Below are 20,694 nucleotides of genomic sequence, written 5' to 3'. Positions count from 1 at the left end.
GGGGCGGCGCTGCGCATCGGGAACCCGGGGGAGTCCCGCGTCCCGGACCGGCACGCTCAGTCGGCCAGCGGGTAGACCACGCGATCGGTGCTGCCGGCCTGATGCTGACGGACCGCCAGGCCGGGTGGGGACGCCGGCCGGCTCAGCCGGTGGTGGGCCCGGCGCCCAGGGCTTGCAGGTCGCTGCAGTCGGCCGGACCCAGGCGCTGCGCGAGGTCGCCCTCCAGCGCCCGGACCGCCAGGCCGAGGACGAGCGGGTCGGTGACCAGGCCGCCGTGACCGACCCCGGACGAGGCGCACACGTCCTGCACGCGCACGTTGTGGGCGCCTTCGAGCACCGCCGAGGTGGGTGGGGTGACGGTCTTGTCCCGGGCCGTCCAGATGCTGGTGACCTCGGGTCCCGGCGGGGTCCCCTCCTGGTTCAGCCGGGCCAGGAACGCCGAGCTGGGGACGAGCTGGGCGCATGCGCCCGTGCACAGCCGCGGGTCGAGCGAGGCGGCCAGCCCGGCGATCTCGGCGCCGTGGTTGGGCGCGCCCACCAGCACGACGCGCCGGGCGCGCTGCGCCCGGCCGGGCAGGCCGAGGAAGGCCCGCACCACGATCCCCCCGGCCGAGTAGCCCACCAGGTCGACGCGGGCCGCGCCGGCCCGGTCCACCGCGGCGGCCAGCGCCCGCGCCGAGGCCGCGATGTCCCCGGTGCCCTGGGCCGGGAGGGCCACGCGCACCACCGGGCGGCCGCTGGCCGCGAGCAGCGCGGCCAAGCGGTCGAACTCGGCCGGCGTGCCGTCGTAGCCGTGCACCACGAGCACCGGCACGACCGCGTCGGCGATCATGGGAGGGCCTGCCTCCGGTCGCAGCGCGAGCACCAGCCCGGCCGCAGTGCCGGCCGCGAGCGCCAGGGCGAGCGTGAGCACGAGCAGCCGCCGCCGGGGGCTCAGGGAACGGAGCATATGAGCATTGTGCCGCCGGTTGGACGGGTAGGACGCCGGCGACTTGGAGGAGCGGGACGCCGGCGACCACCATCCGGCGCGAACCTGCACTACGCTACGGGCAACCAGCCAGAGGAGGCGCCATGTCCGACAAGTACGTGTACGACTTCGAAGAGGGCAACCGGGACATGAAGGAGCTGCTCGGCGGGAAGGGGGCCAACCTCGCCGAGATGACCAACATGGGGCTGCCCGTGCCCCACGGGTTCACCGTCACCTGCGAGGCATGCAACGCCTACCGGGCCGCGGGCAGGAAGTTCCCCGACGGGATGCTCGACGAGGTCGCCGAGCACCTGCGCGCGCTGGAGCAGAAGATGGGGCGCCGGCTCGGCGACCCGAACGACCCGCTGCTGGTCAGCCTCCGCTCGGGGGCGCCGTTCTCGATGCCGGGCATGATGGACACGGTGCTGAACGTCGGCTTGAACGACCAGAGCGTGGACGGGCTGGCCAAGCAGACCGGGTCGGAGCGGTTCGCCTGGGACTCCTACCGCCGGCTGCTGCAGATGTTCGGCAAGACCGTCATGGGCGTGGACGGCGACCGCTTCGAGGACGCCATCGAGCACGCCAAGCAGGCCAAGGGCGTCCTCAACGACGTGGACCTGGACGAGGGCGACCTGCGCAGGCTGGTGGATGCGTTCAAGCGGGTCATCGCCGAGGACGCCGACCGGGAGTTCCCCCAGGACCCGCAGGAGCAGCTCAGGCTCGGCATCCAGGCCGTGTTCGGGTCCTGGGACAACAGGCGGGCCCGGGACTACCGGCGCAAGAACAAGATCGACGACTCCCTCGGCACCGCCGTGAACATCCAGTCGATGGTGTTCGGCAACAAGGGCGAGGACTCCGGCACCGGGGTGGCGTTCACCCGCAACCCGGCCAGCGGCGAGGCCAAGCCGTACGGCGACTACCTGACCAACGCGCAGGGCGAGGACGTGGTCGCCGGCATCCGCAACACCCTCAAGCTCGAGGACATGGGCAAGGTCCATCCCCAGGCGTGGGAGGAGCTCAAGGGTCACATGCGCACCCTGGAGCAGCGCTACCGGGACATGTGCGACATCGAGCTCACCGTCGAGCAGGGCAAGCTGTGGCTGCTGCAGACGCGGGTCGGCAAGCGGACCGCGTTCGCCGAGTGGGTGATGGCCTACGACATGGTCGACGAGGGGCTGATCGACGTCGACACCGCCATGCTGCGACTGGACGCCAACCGGCTCGAGGAGCTGTTCGAGAAGGTCCTCGCCGAGGGGGGCGGCGAGCCGATCGCGACCGGCCTGAACGCCAGCCCGGGGGCGGCGGTGGGCAAGGCCGTGTTCACCGCCGACGACGCGGAGGCGTGGGCCGAGCGGGGCGAGCCGGTGATCCTGGTCCGCCGGGAGACCACCCCCGACGACTATCACGGCATGATCCGCTCGCAGGGCATCTTGACCTCGGCCGGCGGCACCAACTCCCACGCCGCCGTGGTCGCCCGGGGCGAGGGCATCCCGGCCGTGTGCGGCGCCGACGCGATCCGGGTCGACCGGCAGGGCAAGAAGTTCACGGCCAACGGGACCACGGTCGCCGAGGGCGACTGGGTCACGATCGACGGCTTCAGCGGCAAGGTGTACGCCGGCCAGCTCGAGCTGACCGACTCGCCGATCGAGCGGGCCCGGTCAGGCGACCCCGAGGCGCGCAAGGAGAACATCTGGCAGGCATACGAGCGCTTCATGACCCGCGCCGACGGGGCGCGCCGGCTCAAGGTGCGCGCCAACGCCGACACCCCCGGCCAGTCCCGCAACGCCATCGAGCGGGGCGCCGAGGGCATCGGCCTGTGCCGCACCGAGCACATGTTCCTGGGCGAGGAGCGGGTCGCGGCCGTGCGCACGATGATCTTCGCCGACACCGCCGAGGAGGAGCAGCAGGCGTACGACGTGCTGCTGCCGCTGCAACGCGACGACTTCGTCGGCATCTTCAAGGAGATGGACGGCAAGCCGGTCACCGTGCGGCTGCTGGACCCGCCGCTGCACGAGTTCCTCCCCAACCAGGTCGACCTGGCCGTCGCGGTCGCGCTGGCCAAGGAGAGGGGCGCCAAGCAGGTCCAGGTCGGCGGCGACGAGCCGATGCCCCTCGACGAGGCCGAGGCGGTGCTGGCCAAGGTCAACGACCTGCACGAGACCAACCCGATGCTCGGCCTGCGCGGGGTGCGGCTGGGCATCCTCAAGCCCGGGCTGTACGCCATGCAGGTCCGGGCGATCATCGAGGCGGCCTGCACGGTCGCGCAGGACGGCGGCAACCCGGTCGTGGAGATCATGATCCCGCTGGCGGTCACCCGCGAGGAGCTGGCCCAGATGCGCGAGGAGCTCGAGCCGGTCGCCAAGCAGGTCATGGCCGACCGCGGCGTCGACGTCCCGGTGCTGTGGGGCACGATGATCGAGCTGCCCAGGGCCGCGCTCACGGCCGGGGAGATCGCCGAGGTGGCCGAGTTCTTCTCGTTCGGCACCAACGACCTGTCGCAGACCGCGTTCGGGTTCTCCCGCGACGACATCGGCAAGTTCCTCGGCCTCTACGAGGAGCGCAAGCTGGTCCCGGCCAACCCGTTCGTGACCATCGACCAGCCCGGCGTCGGGCGGCTCATGCGCATCGCCAGCGAGGAGGGCCGCGCCAGCCGCGCCGACCTCCACCTTGGCATCTGTGGCGAGCACGGCGGCGACCCCGACTCGGTGCGCTTCTGCCACGAGCTGGGCCTTGACTATGTGTCGTGCTCGCCGTTCCGGGTGCCGACCGCCCGCCTGGCCGCCGGCCAGGCCGCCATCGGCGAGGCGACCACCGCCTCCAAGTAGCGGATCCGCGGGCATGGGGCCACCAGCCGGTGGCCTTCGGCCCGCGCCGGGAGGTGGGCGATGGCACCACAGGTCCGCATCCGTCCCGTCCGCCGGGAGGACCTCGACCGGCTCGAGGAATGGCGCAACGACCCAGGGTGGTCGGAGTTCGACTGGTACGGGTTCAAGCCGCCGGGGGAGCTGCGGCGCCGGTTCGACCAGACCGGCCTGCTCGCCGAGGACGACGGGTACCTGCTGGTCGAGCTGGCCGACGGCACCGTCATCGGCGACGTCGCCTGGCACGCCGTGTACCACGGCCCGCCGCCCACCTCCCGGGCGTTCAACATCGGCATCACCATCGCGCCGGGGCAGCGCGGCAAGGGCCACGGCACCGAGGCGCAACGCCTGCTGGCCGAGTACCTGTTCGCCGTCACCCGGGTGGAGCGGGTGGAGGCGAGCACCGACGTGGACAACCTTGCCGAGCAGCGGGCGCTGGAGAAGGCCGGCTTCACCAGGGAGGGGGTGCTGCGCCGGGCCCAGTTCCGGGGCGGCGCCTTCCACGACCTGGTGCTGTTCAGCCGGGTGCGTGGGGAGTGAGCCGCCTGCGTCAGCGGGCTCCGGCGTCGAGCTTGGCCTCGATGCGGCGCAGGCGCTTGAGTATCTCGCCGAGGTGGTCGTGCGGCTCCACGGTCAGGGCGCCGTTGGGCTCGAGCGCGACGAGGTCCGTGGCCCGGAGGTCGTGCACGCCCTGGGTCCGCACCGCCGCCATCAGCTCCTCGTCGGTGATGAGCTCCTTGCGCATCTCCTGCTCTCGCAGCTTGCCGTTTTCGACCAGGATGGTCGGGGAGCCCTGCACGAGCCTGGTGAGCCGGGGTCTGCCGTAGGTGGTCCGGACGACGAGACGGTTGGCGACGAGCAGCACGACGGCGCCCAGCAGGCCGCCGGCGAGCGAGTTGTCCGGCCCGATGATGGCGTTCTGCACGGTGTTGGAGAGCAGTAGGAGCACGACGAAGTCGAACGGGTTGAGCTGGGCGACCTCCCGCTTGCCGGCCACGCGGAGGGCGAACACGAGGAACAGGTAGACGGCGACCGAGCGGATGACCTTCTCGAGCACCGGTACGGGGATGGAGAGCAGATCGTGGATCACGAGCGGCTCCTGCCGGGAGCGGTGGCCGCGGGCGGCCCTGACGGCCACCATTCTCCGTGGTGTCAGCAAACAACGTAACCACCTCTGGCAGGGCTGTGGACGGGACGCCGACCGTCACAGGGCCGGGTCACACTTGGGTGAACGGCGACGGTGAACGGCGACGGTGACGGCGACGAGCGGCGCCGACGGCACCGGAGGAGCCAACGGTGAGAGGGATGATGGACGGGAACCGGCCTAGGCAGGCCACCAGAAGTCCTGCGCGTAACCCGGGCCAGCGACCAGGGCCTTCCCGTCAAGTTACGGACAGGACCTCTGAGCAGGTGCCTGGGAGCACCGGATGAGGGGGACGGCGGACTGGGTCCAGCAGGGGACCGTTCGGGCCGAGCTGGAGGCGGCCGAGGCTGCCGAGCTGGCGCCCTGGGCGGCCCGTGCGGCCGAGTCGGCCGGCCGCGGCCAGCCCGAGCCGGAGGACCCGGTGCGCACCTGCTGGATGCGCGACCTGGACCGGATCATCTTCTCCCGGGCGATGATGCGGGCTCACGGCAAGACCCAGTCGTTCATCCCGGCCTTCTCCGAGGGGCCGGCCGCGGGCAGGCAGGGCGGCCCCTACATCGGCGACCACTACGTCACCCGCGCCACCCACATGCAGCACACGGCCCGGATCGCGGCCACCATCGCCCAGGCCCTGACGCTCAACGTGCCGCTCGCCACCGCCATCGCCACCGGGCACGACCTCGGGCACTCCTGCTTCGGCCACGGCGGCGAGGCCGCGCTCCAGGCGGTCGCGCCCAACGGCTTCGACCACGCCCAACAGGGCGCGCGCCTGCTCACCCTGCTCGAGCCGCGCAACCTGACCGCCGAGGTGCTCGACGGCATCGCCAGGCACTCGTGGAAGCACGAGCCCCCGGCCACCCTCGAGGGGACGTGCGCCCGCGTGGCCGACCGCATCGCCTACCTCACCGCCGACCTCACCGACGCGCTCCGGGCCGGCGTGCTGACCGCCGTCGACGAGGTCCCCCCGGCCGCCCGCCAAGCCCTCGGCGAGACCACCTCCGACATGGTCGGGACCCTGGTCGAGGACGTGATCCGCCACTCCCGGGGCCGGCCCCACGTCGTCCAGGGCGACGGCTGCGCCGAGGCCATGGCCACCCTCCGGACGTTCATGTTCGACCGCGTCTACCTCCGGCCCGAGGCCGCGCGCCAGACCCAGCGGGCCAGTCGGCTGCTCACCGACCTGTACGGCCACTACCTCGAGCACCCCGACGCGATGCCGATGGGGGCGAGCCTCGCCACCGACCCGGTCGAGCAGCAGGCGGTGGACGCCATCGCGGGCATGACCGACCGCTACGCCCTGGCCGCCTGGAACGCCGCCTTCGCGCCCAGGGCCGACTGAGCTATCGTCAGGCGACGACGCACGGCGATGCCAGGAGGCGCGCCATGGACCTCGAGCCCCGCGGCAAGCAGCCGCCGAAGATACGCGCCTCTGATGCCGAGCGGGAGCGTACGGTGGCCCGGCTGCGGCACCACCACGCCGACGGCCGTCTCGACCTGGAGGAGTTCGAGCAGCGCGTCGGGCAGGCGTACGCCGCCAGGACCGTCGACGAGCTCGACCACCTGATGCGGGACCTGCCCGCGGAGGTGGCGCCCGAGCCAGCCCCGGCGGCCAGACCGGCGCCGGCGGGCCAGCCGGCCCCAGCGGGCACGCCCTCGTCAAGAAGGCGCGGCTTCTACCGTGCCCTCGTCTCGTACCTGGCGGTGATGGCGCTGCTCGTCGTCATCTGGGCGGCAAGCGGCGGAGGCTACTTCTGGCCGGTCTGGCCGATGATCGGCTGGGGGTTCGCGGTCGTGTGGCACGGGATCAGCACGTTCCTCAGCGACGGCAGGCCCGACCACCGGCCCGACAAGGGGCGCCGATAGCCCGGCAGCGACGGCAGGCCCGACCACGAGCCCGACAAGGGGGCGGGCGCCGGTAGCCCTGGTCGCCGTGGTGCCGCCTCGCGCGCCGCGCTTCGCCAGTGTCGTGGTGCCGCCTTGAGAACCTGGTCGAGGCCGGGGACCGGACGGGCGGGAAGGCCGTAGCCGGGCGGTGAGACCACTCGTCCACACCGGCTTCCGTATCGAACGTATGTTCGAGTACACTGCGGGGAAGGCGTCCTGCGGGCGGGGGAGCGCACGGCGGCGGTCACCGTCAGGCTGCCTTTCCCGCAGGAGGTCTCGGTTCGGCGGAACGGTGCGTACAATGCCGGAGAGCCCTTCAGCGGGTCCTTCCCCCATCGCCGTTTCGCTCGGGCTCGGGCCGTCGCAGCGGCCCTCGGCGTGTGGGACGGATAGGGGTGAAGGACCGTGGCTGGCCGCATCCGTGACGAGTCGATCGCGGAGATCCGCGAGGCGACCGACATCATCGCCCTCGTCGGCGAGTACGTGACCCTCCGGCCCGCGGGCGCCACCCGCATGAAGGGCCTGTGCCCCTTCCACCAGGAGAAGACCCCCTCCTTCACGGTGAACGCCACGACGCGTGCCTACCACTGTTTCGGTTGCCAGGTACACGGGGACGCCATCGACTTCCTGATGAAGCAGGACACGCTGTCGTTCACCGAGGCGATCGAGCGCCTGGCCCAGCGGGCCGGCATCGAGCTCCGCTATGAGGGGCGCTCGGCCGGGGAGCGGGGGAGCCTGGGCAAGAAGAGCCGGCTGGTGGCCGCCCACGCCGAGGCGGTGGCGTTCTACCACCGGCTGCTGGTGGAGTCGCCCGACGGCCGGGAGGCACGCACCTACCTGTCCTCCCGGGGCTACGACCGGGCCACCGCCGAGCGGTTCCGGCTCGGCTGGGCGCCGGCCAACGCCTGGGAGGCCCTCGTCGGTCACTTGCGTGGCAAGGGGTTCCGCCCCGAGGAGCTGACCGAGGCGGGGCTGGCCCGGACCGGCGCCCGGGGGCTGCGCGACGCCTTCCACGCCCGGGTGCTGTTCCCCATCTTCGACGTCGGCGGCGACCCGGTCGCCTTCGGCGGCCGCATCCTCGACGACCCAGGCGACAGCAAGGCCAAGGCCCCGAAGTACCTGAACACCGCCGAGACTCCGATCTGGCAGAAGGGCAGGGCCCTGTACGCGCTCCACCTGGCCAAGCTGCCGATCGTGCAGGCCGGCTTCGCGGTCGTGGTCGAGGGCTACACCGACGTGATCTCCCTCCACCTGGCCGGGGTGTCCCAGGCCGTGGCCACCTGCGGCACGGCCCTCCGGGGCGACCATTTCCGCCTGCTCAACCGCTTCACCAACAAGGTCGTGCTCGCCTTCGACGCCGACACGGCAGGCGCCAAGGCCGCCGAGCGTGGCATCGGCGAGCTGGTGGCCACACCCGAGGCGTCGCTCTCCGCCCACGTGCTCACCATGCCGTCCGGCCTCGACCCGGCCGACTTCGTCACCCGCCACGGCGGGGACGCGTTCCGCGAGCTGGTCGCCGAGGCGCAGCCGCTGGTGCGCTGGTGGCTCGACTGGAAGCTGGCCCACTTCGACCTGCGCCACCCCGAGGGCAAGGTGCGGGCCGCCCGCGAGCTGGTCCCGCTGCTGCGCAGCGTGCCCGACACCCTGCAGCGCACCGAGTACGCCCGCTCGGTGGTCCAGGCCCTGCACCTGGACGAGCGCGAGTACCTGGGCATGGTCGCCGGCCGCGAGCCGGCCCGCGAGCAGGGGGTGGCCAGAGCGGCCCCGCGCTCCCGCAGCCCACAGGCCAAGGTGGAGTGCGAGGCGCTCAAGTTCGCCCTGCAGTACCCGGAGTGGACCGTCGACGCGGCCGGCCACTGGGCCGAGGACTGGTTCACCACCCCGGCCACGAGCGCCTCGTTCGTCGCCCTGGCCAAGGCGGGCGGCCCCGGCGCGCCGCTCGAGGCCGTGCTCGAGCAGGCCGCCAACGAGAAGGAGCGCGGCTTCCTGCGCGGTCTGGCAGTGGAAGCATTCGCGGCCGAGGAGAAGCGCGAGTACGCTGAAGAGGTGTTTCGTCGGCTCGAAGAGTTCCGCCTGACCCGCGGAATCGACGAGCTCAAGGGAACCCTGCAGCGTATGAACCCGGTGGAGCGGCCGGACGAGTACACTCAACGATTCGAAGAGCTCATCAGCCTCGAGGCCCGACGGCGAGCCCTGCGGGAGCCGCGGCCCGGAGGCTAGGGGTCCCTCCCCGAGCGCACCTGGCAGCGTCCCCGCGTCGTTCGGTACGACACGAGAGGTACTTGACCCTATGGCCATGGCCAAGGAAGCCCAGATCGACGAGGTACGCGACCTCGTCGTCAAGGGGAAGGAGCGCGGCTTCATCACCACCGAAGAGGTGATCGAGGCGCTGGCTCCCGTCGACCTGTCGGCTGAGCAGATCGACAACGTCTACCAGGTCCTCGCCGACGAGAACATCGAGGTCGTCGAGATGGTCGACGAGCTCGACGCCGAGGAGTTCGCGCGCGAGGCCCGCTCGGCCCGCGACGACGACCTCGCCCTCAAGGCGCCGACCAACGACCCGGTCCGCATGTACCTCAAGGAGATCGGCAAGGTCCCGCTCCTGACCGCGGAGCAGGAGGTCATCCTGGCCAAGGCCATCGAGGAGGGCGAGGCGGCCACCGCCGAGCTCGACAAGGCCTTGAACGGGGCCAAGAAGCCCAGCTCGACCCGGCTGCGGGAGCTGCAGCGCACCGAGCGCCAGGGCCAGCTCGCCAAGAAGAAGCTCATCGAGGCCAACCTGCGCCTGGTCGTGTCGATCGCCAAGCGCTACGTGGGCCGTGGGATGCTCTTCCTGGACCTGATCCAGGAAGGCAACCTTGGGCTCATCCGCGCGGTCGAGAAGTTCGACTACACCAAGGGCTACAAGTTCTCGACCTACGCCACCTGGTGGATCCGGCAGGCGATCACCCGGGCCATCGCCGACCAGGCCCGCACCATCCGCATCCCAGTGCACATGGTCGAGACCATCAACAAGCTGATCCGCATCCAGCGCCAGCTCCTGCAGGACCTCGGCCGGGAGCCGACCCCTGAGGAGATCGGCCGGGAGATGGAGTTCACCCCCGAGAAGGTCCGCGAGATCCTGAAGGTCAGCCAGGAGCCGGTCAGCCTCGAGACCCCGATCGGCGAGGAGGAGGACTCCCACCTCGGCGACTTCATCGAGGACTCCGACGCGGTGGTCCCGGTCGACGCCGCCAGCTTCATCCTGCTCCAGGAGCAGCTCGACTCGGTCCTGCACACCCTGTCGGAGCGCGAGAAGAAGGTCATCCAGCTCCGCTTCGGCCTGACCGACGGCCACCCCCGCACCCTCGAGGAGGTCGGGCGCGAGTTCGGCGTCACCCGCGAGCGCATCCGCCAGATCGAGTCGAAGACGCTGTCCAAGCTCCGCCACCCCTCGCGGAGCCAGAAGCTGCGCGACTACCTGGAATGAGACGGGGCCGGTCCTGGCCGCTAAATCCCCTTTCTACCTGCGGAAACACTGGCGGCCGGGACTGAGCTTGCCATAGCGTAGCGTTCTCAGTCAAGATATCGGGCATGCCGAAGCGCCCGCCGCCCCCGCTCGACCTGGCCGCCCTGCTCGACTCGTGGCGGACCCACCTCGAGGCCGAGCGCAAGGCCCCGGGGACGGTGCGCCTGTACACCACGGGGGTGCGCCTGTACCTCGCCTGGTCCGAAACCGTTGGTCCGGACCAACGGTTGGACCGGGCGGGGGTGGCCGCGTTCATCGCCCACCTGCTCGAGGCGGGCGCCGAGGCGGCGACCGCGCGCACCCGCCACCTCGCCCTGCGCCGCTTCGCCGCGTGGCTGGTCGACGAGGGCGAGCTTGCCGCCGACCCGCTCGCCGGCCTCAAGCCGCCGAAGCTCGACGACAAGGTCATCCCGTCTCTCTCGGCCGCGCAGCTGCGCGCGCTCGTCGCCGCGTGCCAGGGCCCGGGGATGCGCGACCGCCGCGACGAGGCCCTCGTCCGCCTGCTCGCCGAGACGGGCCTACGGGCCGGCGAGGCGGTCGCGCTCACCGTCGATGACGTGAACGTGCGCGGCGGGGTTGTGGTCGTGCGCCGCGGCAAGGGCGGCAAGGGCCGCGTGGTCCCGTTCGGCCCGCAGACCGCCCGCGCGCTGGACCGGTACCTGCGGGCCCGCCGGTCCCACCGGCTCGCCGCCACCCCGGCGCTGTGGCTGGGCGACCGCGGCCGGGCGTTCGCCTACGACGCGCTGCACGCCACCCTGGGCTACCGCGCCGAGCTGGCCGGCTTGAAGGGGTTCCACCCCCACGTGCTCAGGCACACCGCGGCGTCGCGCTGGCTGGCCGCGGGCGGCAGCGAGGGCGGGCTGATGGCCGTGGCCGGCTGGCAGCGCCGCGACATGCTCGACCGCTACGTCGCCGCGACCCGCGCCGAGCTGGCCGCCGGCGAGGCCCGCGGGCTCGGGCTCGGCGACCTCTAGAGAAGCCGACGGAACGCTTCGGCCGTCAAGTCCGCCTGCCGAAGGACTGCCTTGAGTGTGCCGACGTCAAGCTCGCTGTGCAGCGGGACGACGGTTATCCGCCGCGGCGAGGCATGCCGCAGCTTCACGTGGCTGCCACGCTGGCTGACCTGCTCGAAGCCTGCCCGCTTCAGGGCGCGGACGACCGCGGCGCCCGAGACGACCGGCAGGGCGCCCGTCACGCCGGGACCGACACCTCGACGGGGACGGCGACCGGGACCGGCTCGTCCTCGAAGTACAGCTCCAGCGCCTCTTTGAGGTTGGCGAGGGCGTCGCCGGGGGTCTTGCCCTGGCTGACCACGTCGGCCTCGAGGCACTGGGCGACGAACCAGCCGCTCTCGCCTCGGCTGACGGTGGCGTGCAGTGTCACGACGTGTTCGCTCATGCCTTGAGCGTAGCGCTCAGAGACGAGAAAGGCGAGACCCTGGGGACCGGCTCTAGCCGACGTCGACCCCGGCGACCACGTCCCGCCGGCCCGCCCAGTTGGCGGCCCGGCACGCCCGCCATAGGTCCTCAACCGGGATGCTCCAGGGATGCCCGCGCTTGCAGCGGCAGTGCAGGACCTCGTCGGGGCCGAGGTAGTTCGTGGCCCCGCCGACCCATATCTTGAAAACGCTGACCGAAGGCCGGGCAGGGGCGTCGAGTGAGATAGCCATGTTCCCCCACCCCAAGAGCGGGACGAGTTCAGTGAGGATGCGCCGGTTCGGGCAGTGCCCGCAGACCAGCGCGACTGGTTCGTACCTGGACATGTGCGCTACGCTACCGCACAACAAACCCGGTGTTCACGACCCCCGGCCCCGAGGGCACGGCCGACGGAATCCCTCATGCCAGCGCTACGGCGCGGGCGTGAGAGGTAGTTCCCGAAGTGCCCCTGACGCCCCAGCAACGCTCTCTTCGCGCCCGGGCCGCGGCCCACACCCAGTGGGCGAAGACCGAAGACCGCACCGCGCGGCTGGCCCGCGCCCGTGCCGTGTTCAACTCGAGGTTCGAGGCCGAGGTCGACCCTGACGGCCGCCTGGACCCCGCCGAGCGGGCCCGCCGCGCCGAGCACGCCCGCAAGGCGTACTTCGCCAAGCTGGCGCTCAAGTCGAGCCGGGCCCGCGCTGCCCGCCAGAAGGGCGGTGACGATGCGGCCACCGCCTGACAAGCGAAGGCGCCCGGCTCGGCAACCGGGCGCCCCCAAGGTCTCGCCGCGACGCTCGACCACCGCCATCCTACCCGACGGCGCCGACGTCTGGGGCGAGTGCGCCGGCGGCTGCGGCCCCGCCCTGCTCGTGCAGGGCTCGCGCTGGTGCTGGCCGTGCACCTACGGCGACGGGCGGGCGCCGTGACCGCCCCGGCGGACCCCCGGCACATCGGCGAGCTGCTGGGCGACTGGCTCGCCATCCGGATGGACGAGGTCGACGCCCTGGCCGACGAGGCCCGCGCGAAGGTCGCCGCCATCCCGGACCAGCGGGCCTGCTGGTCGGTCGTCGGCGAGCTGCTCCTGCGCGTGGCCGTGCTCGAGCAGGACGTCGCCGCGCTCAAGAAGGCGGCCAGGCGGTGAGCCTGTTCACCGGCCCGGACAACCTCGCCGTCATCCGCGCCGCCAGCGTCACCCCCGAGCGGGTCAAGTGGCTGTGGCCCGGCCGCATCCCGTTCGGCAAGCTCACCGTCACCGACGGCGACCCCGGCCTCGGCAAGTCCACCGTCATCCTGGACGTGAGCGCCCGGACCACGACCGCCTCGCCGATGCCCGACGGCCACCGGCCCGACACACCCAGGGGCGTGCTGCTGCTCTCGGCCGAGGACGGCGTCGCCGACACCATCGTCCCCCGCCTCACCGCCGCGGGCGCGAACCTCGAGCTGGTCACCATCATCGACCACGTCACCGACGACGACGGCCCCCGCCCGGTCGAGCTGCCCGCCGACATCGACCGCATCCAGACCTACACCGCGAGCCTGCTCTACGGCGACGACGACCAAGCATGGTCCACGCCCGGCCTGGTCGTGGTCGACCCGCTGATGGCCTTCCTCGCCGGCACCGTCAACGCCAACAGCGACCAGGACGTCCGCCGGGTCCTGTACCGCCTGAAGGTCATGGCCGAAGAGACCGGCTGCGCCGTCGTCGCCATCCGCCACCTGAACAAGCGCGACGGCGGCAACCCGCTGTACCGCGGCGGCGGGTCCATCGGCATCATCGGCGCGGCCCGGGCCGGCCTGCTCGTGGGCGTCGACCCTGACGACGACGGCCGCCGCATCCTCGCGGTGAGCAAGTCGAACCTCGCCGCCAAGCCGACCAGCCTGGCCTACCGGCTGGTTGGCGACGGCCGTCTCGGCGTCGCCAAGGTCGTGTGGGACGGCGCCACCGAGCACACCGCCGAGGACCTGCTCGGCCGCCCGGCCGAGCGCCCGGCGCCGAAGCTCGAGGCCGCCGAGGCGTTCCTCGAGAAGGCGCTCGCCACCGAGGCGCGGCCGGTCACCTGGCTGCAGAAGGTCGCCAAAGACAGGCGCCTCTCTTGGCGCACCGTCCAGACCGCGAAAGAGGCGCTCGAGGTCATCGCCTGGCGCAAGGGCGAGGAAGGCCGCAAGGGCGGCGGCGCCTGGTGGTGGCGGCTGCCCGCCGGCCAACTCTCGATTAAGGACGCAACCACCTCTGTATCACCGGATTGCGGTCTAAATCCCGACCCTGAATCCGCAGGTCAGGGCACCGATTCCGAGGTCCCTGCGGTTAAGGACGCAACAACGCGAGAAGAGGAAGGCGCGCGGTGAGGTTCGCCCGCTGCGACTACTGCGGCGCCATCTTCCCGGCGGCCCGGGTGTTCCTGTGCTGGGTGCACGTCGAGACCCTGGACAACGGCCGCGAGGTCTGCACCACCGGCATCTTCTGTAGCGAGCCGTGCGGCGAGTGGTCCGCCTCCCGCGCCGGGACGTCACGAGGATGATGAGGCCACACGACGAAAGGAACCGGCCATGACCCGGCACTGCGAAGTCTGCGGCGAGGTCCTCACCGCGGTCCGGCCGCACGCGCGGTACTGCTCGCCGCGCTGCCGACAGACCGCGTCAAGGGGGGGCCGACGAAATGTCCGTTTACAAACCCGCAGGTCAGAGGCCATGTCCAACTCGACCGAGTCTGCAAACCCGCAGGTCAGCCACGTGCAAAGTGTGACACCCTCGGCGGCCGGTACCCCCAGGTACCCCCGCAACCGTGACCGTGTGCCGCTGCCCGGAATGCCTGGACTGGGCCGCCGACCCGGCCGGCTGGCTTGACCGGGTCATCGCCCGCGCGGTCGCCGCAACCGGCCCCGACGACCCCAGGAAGGACCGTCCATGAGCGAGCCCATCCACGAGCGCCTCCTCCACCGCTACGTCGAGCGGGCCCTGCTCGCGCAGAACCCGCGCAAGCGGCCGGCGATGGCCCGCCTGGTCGCCGACCCCAGGACGCGGCGCATCGTCGCCGTGTTCGACGCCGACGACGACGGCCGGCCCGTCCCCGGCTCGCTCGCCTACCGGGTCGACCTGCTCGCCCGTGACGGCTGGGCGACGCTGGCCAGGATTCACTGGACGCTGCTCGGGCTCGAGTGGGCCGACGTCACCCGCGAACTGGACTCGACGCTGCGCCAGCACGCCGAGGGCACCTACCCCGGCGGCGAGCACGACCAGGGCCGCCCCGCCGGGCTGAACTAGACAGCCGGTGGCAACTGTCACCGGGTGACGGTTCGGCTTATCCTGGGTGCCACCGTTGCCTCGAGGAGCCGCCCGTGCCCACCCTGCTCGAACAACTGCGGGAGCGGCGCACGGCCGCCCGCACCGCCGCCGACGAAATCCTGACCCGCGCGCAGGCCGAGAGCCGGGACCTCACCAGCGAGGAGCTGGCCGAGTTCACCGGCCACGTCGGCACCGAGCGCGACGTCGAGGGCGAGCTCGACCGCCGCCGCGACGAGGAGCTCGCCGAGCTGCGCGCCGCGGCCGTCCGCCGGCCGGGCCCGGCCACCCCGCACGAGCCCGTGCTGACCCGCGAGCAGTCGGTCGCGGCGTGGTGCGAGCAGCGCGGCATGTCCGAGCCGCCCGCGGGCGACCGGCCGCCGTCGTTCGACCGCTACCTCCGCGGCATCGTCAGCGGCCAGTGGGACGGCGCCGAGCAGGAACGCGCCATGTCCGAGGGCACACTGACCGCCGGCGGGCACCTGGTCCCGACGCCCCTTTCGTCCCGGGTCATCGACTTGGCGAGAAACGCCATGCAGACCATGCGGGCCGGCGCCACCACCGTGCCGATGGCCGCGCAGACCTTGAAGCTCGCGCGGCTCACCGGCGAGGGCACGCCCGGCTGGAAGAGCGAGGGCGCGGCCGTCACCGCCACCGCCGACCTGACGTTCGACGCGGTCACGTTCACCGCCCGCACGCTCACCCGCGTGGTGACCCTGAGCGTCGAGCTGTTCGAGGACGCCGACCCGTCCAGCGAGGACGTCATCGCGCGCTCGTTCGCCGCGCAGGTCGCGCTCGAGCTGGACCGCGCCGCGCTGCGCGGCACCGGCACCGCGCCCGAGCCCCGCGGCGTGCTGAACCAGACGGGCGTAACCATCACCACGCATGGCGCCAACGGTGCGCTCATCACCAACTACGACTTCCACCTTGACGCCGTCGGCGCGGTGCGCAACGCCAACTTCGAGCCGAACGCGCAAATCCAGGCGCCCCGGACCGCCACGTCGCTGTCCAAGCTGAAGGAAGCCACGACCAGCGCCTACATGGCGCCACCCGCCGGCCTGGCCGCCATCCCGCGGCTGAACACCAAGCAGGTCCCCGTCACCCTGACGGTCGGCACGTCGACCGACTGCTCGGAAATCTACACGGCGGACTGGGCGAACCTGCTCATCGGCATCAGGACCAACTTCCAGCTCCTCTTCCTGCGCGAGCGCTACATCGCCGACACGCTCAGCTACGCCTTTTTGGCGTATTTGAGGGCTGATGTCCAAGTTGCGCAGCCCACGGCGTTCGTCGTGGACACCGGCGTCCGGACCTGAGCCGGCATGCCGTGGCAGTGGCCGTGGCGCCGGGTCGAGCAGCGCGAGCAGCTCACCCTCGAGCAGCTGCTGGCCGAGTCCAGAGAGCCGACGTGGGCGGGCGTCCCGGTCGGCGCCGACCAGGCGCTCAGGCTTTCGGCCGTGTGGGCGTGCGTGCGGCTGCTCGCCGACAGCGTGTCGACGCTGCCGCTGGACGTCTACCGCCGCGGCGAGCGCGCGCCGCTGCCGGCGCTGCCGCCGCTGCTCGCCCGCCCGTCGGCCGACGCCGACCTGACCGACTGGCTGTACATGGTGATGGCGTCGCTGCTCTTGCGCGGCAACGCCTATGGCGTCATCGCCGCCCGGTCGGGCGCGACGATGCTGCCCGCCCAGGTCGAGCTGGCCCATCCCGACCATATGGGCGTGACGCTGGACGACGAGCGCCGCGTGGTCTACCGGCTGGCCGGTGAGGAAATCCCGCGCGAGGACGTCTGGCACTGCCGCGCCTACCGGCTGCCCGCGGCACCGTACGGCCCGCCCGTCGGGCTCTCGCCAGTCGAGTACGCCCGCCAGACCATCGGGCTCGGCCTGGCCGCCGAGAAGTTCGGCGCGCAGTTCTTCGGCGACGGCAGCATGCCGAGCGGCGTCATCTACGCAGAGCGCCAGCTCAGCGCCGAGCAGGCCGGCGAAATCCAGGAGCGCTGGCTCGCCGCCCGCCGCAACAACCGCAAGCCGGCCGTCATCTCCGGCGCGAAGTTCGAGCCGCTCTCCATCAAGCCCGAAGAGAGCCAGTTCGTCGAAAGCCAGCGCTTGAACGTGGCCAGCATCGCCAGAATCTACGGCGTCCCGCCCGAGCTGATCGCGGGCGAGTCGGGCGGCAGCCTGACGTACGCGAGCGTCGAGCAGCGCGCGCTCGACTTCCTCACGTTCAGCGTGCGGCCGTGGCTGGTCCGGGTCGAGCGCGCGGTGTCGGCGCTGCTGCCCCGCACCCAGGTCGCCCGGTTCAACGCCGGCGGGCTGGTGCGGACGTCGCTGAAAGAGCGCTACGAGGCGCACGAAACCGGTATCCGCGCCGGGTTCCTGCTGCCCAACGAGGCGCGCGACCTGGAAGACATGGCGCCCCTGCCCGCGCCGACCCCCGGGGGTGCCGTCGCATGACCGCGCTGGAAGTCCGCTCGTTCGCCGCCGGACTCGAGCTGCGCGCCGACGGCGACGGCCGCACGCTCGAGGGGACCATCGTCCCCTACGGCCAGGAGGCCCGCATCGGCCCGCGCACCGTCGAGGTGTTCCACGCGGGCGCGTTCGCGGGCACCGACCCGGCGGGCCTGCCGCTGCTCGCGCTGCACGACCGCCAAGAGCTGCCCATCGGCCGGGCCGTCGAGCTGCGCGACGAGCCCGGCCGCTGGTTCGGCGCGTTCCGCGTCGGCGACCCGCCTCGGCGACGAGGTCCTCGAGCTGGTCCGCGACGGCGCGCTCACCGGCCTCTCGGTCGGGTTCATGGCCGTGCCCGGCGGCGACCGCTGGACGGCCGACCGCTCCCGGGTCGAGCGCGTCCGGGCCCTGGCCCACCACGTCAGCGTGGTCCCCTTCCCTGCCTACGCCGACGCCCGCATCGCCGCCGTGCGTGGCGAGATGCATCCTGCCACCCCGCTGCTCACCCTCGCCCGCCGGTGGCGGTAGTGGGCAGCAAGGCGCACATCCCCTACGGCGTGACGCGCCGGGGCCGGTGCATCGGCTGCTACCGACGCACCGTCCGCGGCCAGCGCTGCGACGACTGTGAGCGGCTGGCCCGCATCCGCGCCGCCACGCGCAGGCGCAGGCGGTGAGCGCCGACCGCCCCACCGGGCGGCCGTGGCGCAGGCTGCGCCACGCCGTGCTCGCCGCGTCCGACGTCTGCGTCCTGTGCGGCCACCCCGGCTCGGGCGACGTCCACCACCTGCTCGCCCGCTCGCTCGGCGGCGACCTGCTCGACCCCGCCAACGTCGGCCCCGCCCACGGCGCGCTGTCCCCCTGCCCCTGGTGCAAGACCGCCTGCAACCAGTCCGCCGGGGTGACCGGCCACGCCACCCCGCGGCGCGGCGAGCCCGTACCCGTCTACACGCGCGACTGGTGAACGCGCGGAATCTTGACCACGCACGACCGGGCGCCCCCGCGCCCCTCGCCCGGTGTGTGTGTCCGACCCGGTGCGCCACCCCGCGGGACCCGGCCCGGGCGACCCTCGGCGGCCAGGTCGCCGACGTGGCCGAGGCCCTGGGGACGCCGCTCATGGCCTGGCAGCGGCAGGTGGCCGACACCGCGCTCGAGGTCGACCCTGAGACGGGCCGGCTGGCCTACCGAGAGGTTGGCCTGACGGTCCCCAGGCAGCAGGGCAAGACGACCCTCGAGCTGGCGGTGCTGGTGCACCGGGCGCGGCACTGGGCGCGCAGCCGGATGCTCTACAGCGCACAGACCCGGCTGCACGCGCACAAGAAGTGGGAGGACGAGCACGTCGCCACCTTGGCGCGGTCGCCCTACGCGGGCGAGTTCACGGTGCGCTACCAGCGCGGCGACGAGGCCGTCCGCTGGCGCAACGGCAGCCTGCACGGCATCACCGCGCCCGGCGAGAAGTCGGGGCACTCGGAAGTGCTCGACCTGATGGTGGCCGACGAGGCGTGGGCGCTTGAGGACGCCAGGCTCGAGCAGGGCGTGTCGCCGACGATGGTGACCCGCCCCGAGCCGCAGCTCTGGGTCGTGAGCACGGCGGGCACGGCCAAGAGCGCGTATCTGCGCGCCAAGGTCGACCGCGGCCGGGCCCGGACCTTGTCCGGCGCTGGACAAGGTTCGGTCGCCTACTTCGAGTGGTCGGCCGACCCTGTTGCGGACCCGGCGGACCCGGCGACGTGGCGGTCGTGCATGCCGGCGCTGGGCGTCACCATCGACGAGGCGGTCATCGCCGCCGAGCTCGAGCGGCTCGACCTGGCCGACTTCTGCCGCGCCTACCTGAACCTGTGGCCCGGGGACGTGCCGAGCGGCTGGCACGTCCTGGCCGAGGCGGTGTGGCGGGCGCTGGCCGCGCCCGACGGCGAGGGCATGGTCGGCCCGGTCGCGTTCGCCGCCGACACCACCCCCGAGCGGTCCTGGTCGTCGGTCGCCGCGGCCGGCCGGCGCGCGGACGGCAAGGCCCACGTCGAGGTCGTCGCCCACGACCGCGGCACCGCCTGGGTGGTGCCCAGGCTGCTCGGGCTGGCCGAGCGCTGGCGTCCCTGCGCCGTGGTCGTCGACGCCACCGGCCCGGCAGGGTCGCTCATCGCGCCGCTGGAGGCCGCCGGCGTCGAGGTCGTCCGTCCGTCGGCCGGGGACGCGGCCAGGGCGTGCGGCGCGCTGTACGACGCCGCCACCGACGGCAGCCTGCGGTACGCGCCGCATCCGGCGCTGGACGCCGCCGTGGCGGGCGCCGAGCGCCGCCAGCTCGGGGACGCGTGGGCGTGGTCGCGGCGCGCGTCGTCGGTGGTCATCTCGCCGCTGGTGGCGTGCACGCTGGCGAGCTGGGGCCACGCCACGCGGGCGCACCTGGCCCCGGCCATGCCGTCCATCTATGTGTGAGGGGCCTGTGCAGGATTGACAGGCACGCGGCAACAGGCTGAGAGTGACAAGCCGAACGTGCAAGGGAACGGCCCCGAGCGACTTGGACCCGCTCGGGGCCGTTCTGCGCGCTCAGACCGGGGACCGGGGTAACCGGGTCCTTGCGCGCATCCCCCCCGCGGGCAGGATGCATCCTGCCCGCACTGGGCGCCTACCTGCGCTCGCCGCATTCCGCGGTACAGCGGCCAGCCGGCCGCGGTACGCCAAAACGCCCACCGCGCGGTGGGCGTTTCGGCGTCGGTGGGCTACCGGGCTACGGCCGCCCGCCCAGCTCGTCGGCCCAGCTGACAAGGCCGTCGGCGCCGTGCTCGACGGTGGGCGGCACCGGCAGGCGCAGGGCGCGCGCTTCGGTGACGCAGCGGCGGGTGATGCGCGCGGCGCGGGTGACGTCCAGCACGAACAGGCGCATGCGCATCGCACCGTCCGGGTCGCCGCCCGTCCAGCGGCTCACCGGGCCGCCCGCCATGCCGCGAAAGCGACGCCCGCCCAGAAGCAGACGACCACGAGCAGGGCGAGCAGGCAGGCGCGCCATGGCGGGCGGCTCACGAAAACCGCCGAGGCTCGGCGGTTTTCGATGGCCGCACCTGCTCGAACTGGCGGTCCTGCAGCCACTCGCGCGCCTCGGCCACGGCCCTGGCGGCATCCGGCGCGTCGGCGGCCAGCGCGGCGCCCGCGCGGACCAGCAGTTGCGCGAGCGCGGCGACCTCGTCCGGGGTG

General features: G+C 72.7%; 24 protein-coding genes and 1 pseudogene. 19 read left to right on the top strand and 6 right to left on the bottom strand.

The features are described 5' to 3' along the window. Positions 1 to 142: 142 nt before the first annotated feature. The gene (locus VG276_31020; protein HEV8653713.1) at positions 143 to 949 is read right to left on the bottom strand and encodes an alpha/beta fold hydrolase; all 807 of its coding nucleotides are present in this window, start codon (positions 947 to 949) and stop codon (positions 143 to 145) included. 122 nt (positions 950 to 1,071) lie between these two features. Here VG276_31020 and ppdK point away from each other — a divergent pair, with 122 nt between their 5' ends. Next, positions 1,072 to 3,792, top strand: a complete 2,721-nt coding sequence (gene ppdK / locus VG276_31015; GenBank protein HEV8653712.1) for a pyruvate, phosphate dikinase — start codon at positions 1,072 to 1,074, stop codon at positions 3,790 to 3,792. A 60-nt stretch (positions 3,793 to 3,852) separates the two neighbouring features. Then, positions 3,853 to 4,368, top strand: a complete 516-nt coding sequence (locus VG276_31010) for a GNAT family protein (GenBank protein ID HEV8653711.1) — start codon at positions 3,853 to 3,855, stop codon at positions 4,366 to 4,368. A 10-nt stretch (positions 4,369 to 4,378) separates the two neighbouring features. Here the strand turns inward: VG276_31010 and VG276_31005 are convergent, their stop codons facing one another. Beyond that, positions 4,379 to 4,918: a YetF domain-containing protein gene (locus VG276_31005; protein ID HEV8653710.1), complete on the bottom strand. Its 540-nt coding sequence runs from the start codon at positions 4,916 to 4,918 to the stop codon at positions 4,379 to 4,381. Positions 4,919 to 5,255: 337 nt separating this feature from the next. Here VG276_31005 and VG276_31000 point away from each other — a divergent pair, with 337 nt between their 5' ends. The 5 genes from VG276_31000 (at position 5,256) to VG276_30980 (ending at position 11,338) form a co-directional block, all read left to right on the top strand. Continuing rightward, positions 5,256 to 6,311: an HD domain-containing protein gene (locus tag VG276_31000; GenBank protein ID HEV8653709.1), complete on the top strand. Its 1,056-nt coding sequence runs from the start codon at positions 5,256 to 5,258 to the stop codon at positions 6,309 to 6,311. Between the two features lie 44 nt (positions 6,312 to 6,355). Beyond that, positions 6,356 to 6,835, top strand: coding sequence for a DUF1707 domain-containing protein (locus tag VG276_30995; GenBank protein ID HEV8653708.1), 480 nt, complete (start codon positions 6,356 to 6,358; stop codon positions 6,833 to 6,835). Positions 6,836 to 7,261: 426 nt separating this feature from the next. Beyond that, positions 7,262 to 9,076, top strand: coding sequence for a DNA primase (gene dnaG / locus VG276_30990; GenBank protein ID HEV8653707.1), 1,815 nt, complete (start codon positions 7,262 to 7,264; stop codon positions 9,074 to 9,076). Between the two features lie 70 nt (positions 9,077 to 9,146). After that, positions 9,147 to 10,325 carry an RNA polymerase sigma factor RpoD gene (gene rpoD, locus VG276_30985; GenBank protein HEV8653706.1) on the top strand — a complete coding sequence of 393 codons (1,179 nt, stop codon included), beginning with the start codon at positions 9,147 to 9,149 and terminating at the stop codon, positions 10,323 to 10,325. Between the two features lie 104 nt (positions 10,326 to 10,429). Further along, entirely contained in the window at positions 10,430 to 11,338 is a 909-nt protein-coding gene (locus tag VG276_30980) for a tyrosine-type recombinase/integrase (protein HEV8653705.1), read from the top strand. Here the strand turns inward: VG276_30980 and VG276_30975 are convergent. Genes VG276_30975 through VG276_30965 form a run of 3 tightly spaced genes read right to left on the bottom strand, consistent with a single transcriptional unit; the run spans position 11,335 to position 12,033 of the window. Beyond that, positions 11,335 to 11,559, bottom strand: a complete 225-nt coding sequence (locus VG276_30975; protein ID HEV8653704.1) for a type II toxin-antitoxin system HicA family toxin — start codon at positions 11,557 to 11,559, stop codon at positions 11,335 to 11,337. The two genes, VG276_30980 and VG276_30975, sit on opposite strands and share 4 nt — an antisense overlap. After that, positions 11,556 to 11,762: a type II toxin-antitoxin system HicB family antitoxin gene (locus VG276_30970; protein HEV8653703.1), complete on the bottom strand. Its 207-nt coding sequence runs from the start codon at positions 11,760 to 11,762 to the stop codon at positions 11,556 to 11,558. Before VG276_30970 ends, VG276_30975 begins: the two co-directional genes overlap by 4 nt. 52 nt (positions 11,763 to 11,814) lie before the next feature. Then, the gene (locus VG276_30965; protein ID HEV8653702.1) at positions 11,815 to 12,033 is read right to left on the bottom strand and encodes a hypothetical protein; all 219 of its coding nucleotides are present in this window, start codon (positions 12,031 to 12,033) and stop codon (positions 11,815 to 11,817) included. Between the two features lie 215 nt (positions 12,034 to 12,248). Here VG276_30965 and VG276_30960 point away from each other — a divergent pair, with 215 nt between their 5' ends. The 12 genes and pseudogenes from VG276_30960 (at position 12,249) to VG276_30905 (ending at position 19,938) form a co-directional block, all read left to right on the top strand. Further along, a complete protein-coding gene (locus tag VG276_30960; protein HEV8653701.1) occupies positions 12,249 to 12,521 on the top strand; it encodes a hypothetical protein in 273 nt (90 codons plus the stop codon). Positions 12,522 to 12,704: 183 nt separating this feature from the next. Continuing rightward, positions 12,705 to 12,923, top strand: coding sequence for a hypothetical protein (locus tag VG276_30955; protein HEV8653700.1), 219 nt, complete (start codon positions 12,705 to 12,707; stop codon positions 12,921 to 12,923). After that, on the top strand, positions 12,920 to 14,128 hold the full coding sequence (locus VG276_30950) for an AAA family ATPase (GenBank protein ID HEV8653699.1): 1,209 nt from the start codon (positions 12,920 to 12,922) through the stop codon (positions 14,126 to 14,128). Before VG276_30955 ends, VG276_30950 begins: the two co-directional genes overlap by 4 nt. Beyond that, complete coding sequence (locus tag VG276_30945; protein ID HEV8653698.1) at positions 14,125 to 14,301, top strand: hypothetical protein; 177 nt, start codon at positions 14,125 to 14,127, stop codon at positions 14,299 to 14,301. The genes VG276_30950 and VG276_30945 overlap by 4 nt, the downstream gene beginning before the upstream one ends. 263 nt (positions 14,302 to 14,564) lie before the next feature. After that, complete coding sequence (locus VG276_30940; GenBank protein ID HEV8653697.1) at positions 14,565 to 14,690, top strand: hypothetical protein; 126 nt, start codon at positions 14,565 to 14,567, stop codon at positions 14,688 to 14,690. Next, positions 14,687 to 15,043 (top strand): hypothetical protein, encoded by a 357-nt coding sequence (locus VG276_30935; GenBank protein HEV8653696.1) that lies wholly within the window; start codon positions 14,687 to 14,689, stop codon positions 15,041 to 15,043. Before VG276_30940 ends, VG276_30935 begins: the two co-directional genes overlap by 4 nt. A 74-nt stretch (positions 15,044 to 15,117) precedes the next feature. Then, on the top strand, positions 15,118 to 16,377 hold the full coding sequence (locus VG276_30930) for a phage major capsid protein (GenBank protein HEV8653695.1): 1,260 nt from the start codon (positions 15,118 to 15,120) through the stop codon (positions 16,375 to 16,377). A gap of 6 nt (positions 16,378 to 16,383) precedes the next feature. Next, on the top strand, positions 16,384 to 17,514 hold the full coding sequence (locus tag VG276_30925; GenBank protein ID HEV8653694.1) for a phage portal protein: 1,131 nt from the start codon (positions 16,384 to 16,386) through the stop codon (positions 17,512 to 17,514). Between the two features lie 282 nt (positions 17,515 to 17,796). After that, positions 17,797 to 18,036 (top strand): annotated as a pseudogene (locus VG276_30920) (HK97 family phage prohead protease). Then, positions 18,036 to 18,182: a hypothetical protein gene (locus tag VG276_30915; protein HEV8653693.1), complete on the top strand. Its 147-nt coding sequence runs from the start codon at positions 18,036 to 18,038 to the stop codon at positions 18,180 to 18,182. The pseudogene VG276_30920 and the gene VG276_30915 overlap by 1 nt, the downstream one beginning before the upstream one ends. Then, positions 18,179 to 18,469 carry an HNH endonuclease gene (locus tag VG276_30910; protein ID HEV8653692.1) on the top strand — a complete coding sequence of 97 codons (291 nt, stop codon included), beginning with the start codon at positions 18,179 to 18,181 and terminating at the stop codon, positions 18,467 to 18,469. The genes VG276_30915 and VG276_30910 overlap by 4 nt, the downstream gene beginning before the upstream one ends. A gap of 125 nt (positions 18,470 to 18,594) precedes the next feature. Beyond that, positions 18,595 to 19,938 (top strand): terminase, encoded by a 1,344-nt coding sequence (locus VG276_30905; GenBank protein ID HEV8653691.1) that lies wholly within the window; start codon positions 18,595 to 18,597, stop codon positions 19,936 to 19,938. Positions 19,939 to 20,230: 292 nt separating this feature from the next. On the opposite strand, the gene VG276_30900 is transcribed toward VG276_30905, so the two are convergent. Further along, positions 20,231 to 20,428 carry a hypothetical protein gene (locus VG276_30900; GenBank protein ID HEV8653690.1) on the bottom strand — a complete coding sequence of 66 codons (198 nt, stop codon included), beginning with the start codon at positions 20,426 to 20,428 and terminating at the stop codon, positions 20,231 to 20,233. Positions 20,429 to 20,694: the final 266 nt, after the last annotated feature.

The organism is Actinomycetes bacterium, assembly GCA_036000965.1.
Lineage (GTDB): Bacteria > Actinomycetota > CALGFH01 > CALGFH01 > CALGFH01 > DASYUT01.
This window is presented reverse-complemented; position numbering and strand designations above follow the sequence as displayed.

What these genes read in the sequence shown, in the direction of transcription:
- VG276_31010 (HEV8653711.1), top strand. Translation starts at nt 3,853, where the DNA reads ATGGCACCACAGGTCCGCATCCGTCCCGTCCGCCGGGAGGACCTCGAC.
- VG276_31000 (HEV8653709.1), top strand. Translation starts at nt 5,256, where the DNA reads ATGAGGGGGACGGCGGACTGGGTCCAGCAGGGGACCGTTCGGGCCGAG.
- VG276_31020 (HEV8653713.1), bottom strand. Translation starts at nt 949, where the DNA reads ATGCTCCGTTCCCTGAGCCCCCGGCGGCGGCTGCTCGTGCTCACGCTC.
- VG276_30935 (HEV8653696.1), top strand. Translation starts at nt 14,687, where the DNA reads ATGAGCGAGCCCATCCACGAGCGCCTCCTCCACCGCTACGTCGAGCGG.
- ppdK (HEV8653712.1), top strand. Translation starts at nt 1,072, where the DNA reads ATGTCCGACAAGTACGTGTACGACTTCGAAGAGGGCAACCGGGACATG.
- VG276_30995 (HEV8653708.1), top strand. Translation starts at nt 6,356, where the DNA reads ATGGACCTCGAGCCCCGCGGCAAGCAGCCGCCGAAGATACGCGCCTCT.
- VG276_30925 (HEV8653694.1), top strand. Translation starts at nt 16,384, where the DNA reads ATGCCGTGGCAGTGGCCGTGGCGCCGGGTCGAGCAGCGCGAGCAGCTC.
- VG276_30980 (HEV8653705.1), top strand. Translation starts at nt 10,430, where the DNA reads ATGCCGAAGCGCCCGCCGCCCCCGCTCGACCTGGCCGCCCTGCTCGAC.
- rpoD (HEV8653706.1), top strand. Translation starts at nt 9,147, where the DNA reads ATGGCCATGGCCAAGGAAGCCCAGATCGACGAGGTACGCGACCTCGTC.
- VG276_30965 (HEV8653702.1), bottom strand. Translation starts at nt 12,033, where the DNA reads ATGGCTATCTCACTCGACGCCCCTGCCCGGCCTTCGGTCAGCGTTTTC.
- VG276_30970 (HEV8653703.1), bottom strand. Translation starts at nt 11,762, where the DNA reads ATGAGCGAACACGTCGTGACACTGCACGCCACCGTCAGCCGAGGCGAG.